Origin of the sequence: Streptomyces sp. NRRL S-495 (assembly GCF_000966955.1) — a bacterium.
Taxonomy (GTDB): Bacteria; Actinomycetota; Actinomycetes; order Streptomycetales; family Streptomycetaceae; genus Kitasatospora; species Kitasatospora purpeofusca.
In genome coordinates, this window is sequence record NZ_JZWY01001156.1 from 1 (window position 1) to 4,337 (window position 4,337).

3 protein-coding genes and 1 pseudogene are annotated in these 4,337 nt (G+C 69.9%); 1 reads left to right on the forward strand and 3 read right to left on the reverse strand.

Annotation, left to right across the window (positions count from 1 at the left end; translation table 11 throughout):
- Window positions 1–135, forward strand: a pseudogene (locus VR45_RS45105) (haloacid dehalogenase); the annotation flags it as partial.
- Between the two features lie 96 nt (window positions 136–231).
- Here the strand turns inward: VR45_RS45105 and VR45_RS40085 are convergent.
- The 3 genes from VR45_RS40085 to VR45_RS40095 all read right to left on the reverse strand — a co-directional run.
- Window positions 232–951: an SDR family oxidoreductase gene (locus VR45_RS40085; protein ID WP_045944905.1), complete on the reverse strand. Its 720-nt coding sequence runs from the start codon at window positions 949–951 to the stop codon at window positions 232–234.
- A 519-nt stretch (window positions 952–1,470) separates the two neighbouring features.
- Window positions 1,471–2,760 (reverse strand): citrate synthase, encoded by a 1,290-nt coding sequence (locus VR45_RS40090; protein ID WP_045944906.1) that lies wholly within the window; start codon window positions 2,758–2,760, stop codon window positions 1,471–1,473.
- A 224-nt stretch (window positions 2,761–2,984) separates the two neighbouring features.
- Window positions 2,985–4,337, reverse strand: a 1,353-nt coding sequence (locus VR45_RS40095) for an AAA family ATPase (protein ID WP_045944907.1), incomplete at its 5' end; no start/stop codon positions are given.

The following is a 4,337-nucleotide window of genomic DNA, read 5'->3' on the forward strand; positions in this document are numbered from 1 at the left end:
GGCTACAACGTCGCCGCGATACCCCTGGCCGCCGCCGGACTCCTCAACCCGATGATCGCCGGCGCCACGATGGCCTTCTCCTCGGTCTTCGTGCTCACCAACAGCCTCCGGCTCCGCACCTTCCAGGCCGGCTAGGCCCCCGGGGCCCGGCAGCGCCCAGGAAAAGGCCCAGGAAGCGCCGAGGGGCCCGTACCGCAGACGCGGTACGGGCCCCTCGGCCGTTCACAGCCCTCAGCGGCCGAGCAGCTCGCCACCGTTGCAGTGCAGGATCTCCCCGGTGATGAACCCGGCCTCCGGCGAGGCCAGGAACTGCACCGCCGCCGCCACCTCGCCGGTCTCCCCGATCCGCCCGAGCAGGGTGCGGGCCGCCCGGCGGGAGACCTCGGCCTCGTCCAGCCTCGGCCCGAAGAACTCGGTGCCCGCCACCGTGCCCGGGGCGACGATGTTGGCCGTGATGCCCGAGGTGCCGAGCTGGGCGGCCAGGAAGTTGTTCCAGGCGTGCAGCGAGGCCTTCGCCGCCCCGTACGAGCCCGCCCCGCGCAGCGCCGCGATCGAGCTGATGGTGACCACCCGGCCGGAGCCAGGGGTCAGCCGGTCCCGGATCGACTCGGTGAGCAGCACCACGGTCAGCACATTGCGCTCGAAGTCACCCCGCCAGCGGGCCAGCAGGGCGTGCGGCCCGGCGCCGATCACGGTCTCCCGGCTGCCGGCGTTGTTCACCAGCACGTCGATCCGCTCGGGCAGTTCGGCGAGCGCGGACTCCACGGCGTCCGGATCGGCGAGGTCGCAGACCAGCGGGGTCACGTTCGGCCCGAACGCGGCGGCGGCCTCCTCCAGCACCGCGCGCCGCCGGCCGACGATCACGACCCGTTCGCCGGCCTCGGCGAACCGCCGCGCCACCTCGTACCCGATCCCCGTGCCACCGCCGGTGACAACCACGTTCCTGGTCATCTGCGCACTCCCTCCCCAGCTCCGCCGCCACGCTGCGAGGTGCGGGGCGGTCCGTACCGGAATGCCACGATTCCTATCACGCTCGGTTGCCGTGACTGCGGGGAGGGTGACGTCGCCGCCGCCGCAAGGTGTGGTATGGAGCCGGTACTGCACGCACACGGAGCGTGGCGAGAGGCAGCTCACACCCCCCGGGCGTAACTTCTCGCACGCTGATACGTCTTAGGTTGGTAGTGCGGCAGTTTTTCCGGTGGGCGAAGACGTGGCGAACGGCATGACGTCGACGCGTGGCCACCACTGTCGCCGACGGGGCTCCGGCGGGCCCCGGGTCGGTCGCCGAGGTTGGCGGCCTTCGCGCACGACGCCGGGGTGTGGCGGGGCCGGGGACGCTTTGAGCGGCCGTCCCGGGCCCACAGCCGCCCCCGGAGTCGTGCGCCGGACATGGAGGAGCAACGACCGAGGGCCCGGCCGCAGAAGTGCGGCCGGGCCCTCGTGGCACGGTGTCAGGGCGTGCGCTTGGCGTCAGCGGGCGTCGATCCCGACGTAGTCGCGGATCTCGACGCCGGTGTAGATCTGCCGCGGACGGCCGATCCGGCTGGTCGGGTCGTTGATCATCTCGTGCCAGTGGGCGATCCAGCCCGGCAGCCGGCCGAGGGCGAACAGCACGGTGAACATGCTGGTCGGGAAGCCCATGGCGCGGTAGATCAGACCGGTGTAGAAGTCGACGTTCGGGTAGAGCTTGCGCGAGACGAAGAAGTCGTCCTTGAGCGCGTGCTCCTCCAGCTTGAGCGCGATCTCCAGCAGCTCGTCCGACTTGCCGAGCTGGCCGAGCACCTCGTGGGCGAGCAGCTTGACCTGCGCGGCGCGCGGGTCGAAGGCCTTGTACACGCGGTGGCCGAAGCCCATCAGCTTGACGCCGGACTCGCGGTTCTTGACCTTGGTGATGAAGGCGTCGACGTCGCCGCCGTCCTTCTGGATGCTCTCCAGCATCTCCAGCACGGCCTGGTTGGCGCCACCGTGCAGCGGGCCCCACAGCGCCGAGATGCCCGCCGAGATCGAGGCGAACAGGTTGGCGTGGCTGGAGCCGACCAGACGCACGGTGGAGGTCGAGCAGTTCTGCTCGTGGTCCGCGTGCAGGATCAGCAGCTTGTCCAGCGCGTTGACGATGACCGGGTTGAGCTCGTAGTCCTCGGCCGGGACCGCGAAGGTCATCCGCAGGAGGTTCTCGACGTAGCTCAGGTCGTTGCGCGGGTAGACGAAGGGCTGGCCCATCGCCTTCTTGTACGCGTACGCCGCGATGGTCGGGAGCTTCGCCAACAGGCGGACCGTCGACAGGTGGCGCTGGGCCGCGTCGAACGGGTTGTGGCTCTCCGGGTAGAACGTCGACAGCGCGCCGACCACCGAGGACAGCATGGCCATCGGGTGGGCGTCCCGCGGGAAGCCCTGGAAGAAGCGCTTGACGTCCTCGTGCAGCAGGGTGTGCTGGGTGATCTCGCGGTTGAACGCCTCCAGCTGGCCCGCGTTCGGCAGCTCGCCGTTGATCAGCAGGTAGGCGGTCTCGATGAAGTCACCCTTGGCGGCGAGCTGCTCGATCGGGTAACCGCGGTACCGCAGGATGCCGTTGTCACCGTCCACGAAAGTGATCGCGGACTTGTAGGCGGCGGTGTTGCCGAAGCCGTTGTCCAGGGTGACCAGGCCGGTCTGCGGGAGCAGCTTCGAGATGTCGAAGCCGGCGTTGCCCGCAGTGCTCTCGACGACGGGGTACTCGTACTCGCCGTCCTGGTACCGCAGTACTACCGAGTTGTCGCTCACGTCTTCCTCACCGACGAAATGAATCCTCTTCCAAGGTGCCCTGACTGTCTCTACCATCCCCCATCCGGCGGACAGCCGCGCACCCGGGGTGACCCGAAAGGGCCCGCCCCTACAAAACCTGCCGCCGCAGCCGGTACGAACCGGACAAGATCGGCACCCCACCAGGCTCTGCCGTAAATCTCTTCACGTCAAGAGAACAATAGAGGCAAGCATCCCTTGGAGAATCATCCAGACGCCAACCGGTGGTCGAGCGCGGCATGCCTCCGACCTGCACTGACACTGCGAACCGCCTGGGCGATCGCTTTCCGTGACCCCACCAGCACAACCAGTTTTCGGGCCCTGGTCACCGCGGTGTAGAGCAGATTTCGCTGAAGCATCGTCCACGCGGACATGGTGACCGGAATCACCACCACCGGATACTCGCTCCCCTGCGACCGGTGGATGGTCACCGCGTAGGCGTGCGCGAGCTCGTCCAACTCGTCGAAGTCGTACGGCACCTCCTCGTCCTCGTCCGTCAGCACCGTCAGCCGCTGGTCGTCCACGCTGAGGGCCGTCACCACTCCCACTGTGCCGTTGAAGACCCCGTTCCGCCCCTTGTCGTAGTTGTTGCGGATCTGCGTGACCTTGTCGCCCACCCGGAACGTCCGCCCGCCGAACCGCCGCTCCGCCAGCCCCTCCCGGGCCGGCGTCACCGCCGCCTGTAGCAGCGTGTTGAGGTTCCCCGCGCCCGCCGGGCCCCGGTGCATCGGCGCCAGCACCTGGACGTCCCGCCGGGCGTCGTAGCCGAACTTCTGCGGGATCCGCCGCGCCACCACGTCCACCGTCAGACCCGCCGCCAGCTCCGCGTCCTCCTCCGCGAACAGGAAGAAGTCCGGCAGCCCCTCGGTCTGCGGCGGCAGCCCCTCGTTGATCCGGTGCGCGTTGGTCACCACCCCCGACTGCTGTGCCTGCCGGAAGATCCTGGTCAGCCGCACCGAGGGAATCGGCCCGCCCTCCGCGAGCAGGTCCCGCAGCACCTCCCCGGCACCCACCGAGGGCAGCTGGTCCACATCCCCCACGAACAGCAGGTGCGCGCCCGGGGCCACCGCCTTGACCAGCTTGTTCGCCAGGATCAGATCCAGCATCGACGCCTCGTCCACCACCACCAGGTCCGCGTCCAGCGGCCGGTCCCGGTCGTACGCGGCGTCCCCGCCCGGCCGCAGCTCCAGCAGCCGGTGCACGGTCGAGGCCTCCACCCCGGTCAGCTCCGCCAGCCGCTTCGCCGCCCGCCCGGTCGGCGCCGCCAGCACCACCTTGGCCCGCTTCGCCAGCGCCAGGGTCACGATCGACTTCACCGTGAACGACTTGCCGCAACCGGGGCCGCCGGTCAGCACCGCGACCCGCTCGGTCAGGGCCAGCCGCACCGACTGCTCCTGCTCCGGCGCCAGCTCCGCGCCCGTCCGCCGCGCCAGCCAGCCCAGCGCCGCCGGCCAGTCCACGTCCCCGAACCACGGCATCCGGTCGGTGTCCGCCCGCAGCAGCCGCAGCAGCTGATTGGCCAGGGAGATCTCCGCCCGGTGGAACGGCACCAGGTACAC

What these genes read in the sequence shown, in the direction of transcription:
- VR45_RS40085 (WP_045944905.1), bottom strand. Translation starts at nt 951, where the DNA reads ATGACCAGGAACGTGGTTGTCACCGGCGGTGGCACGGGGATCGGGTAC.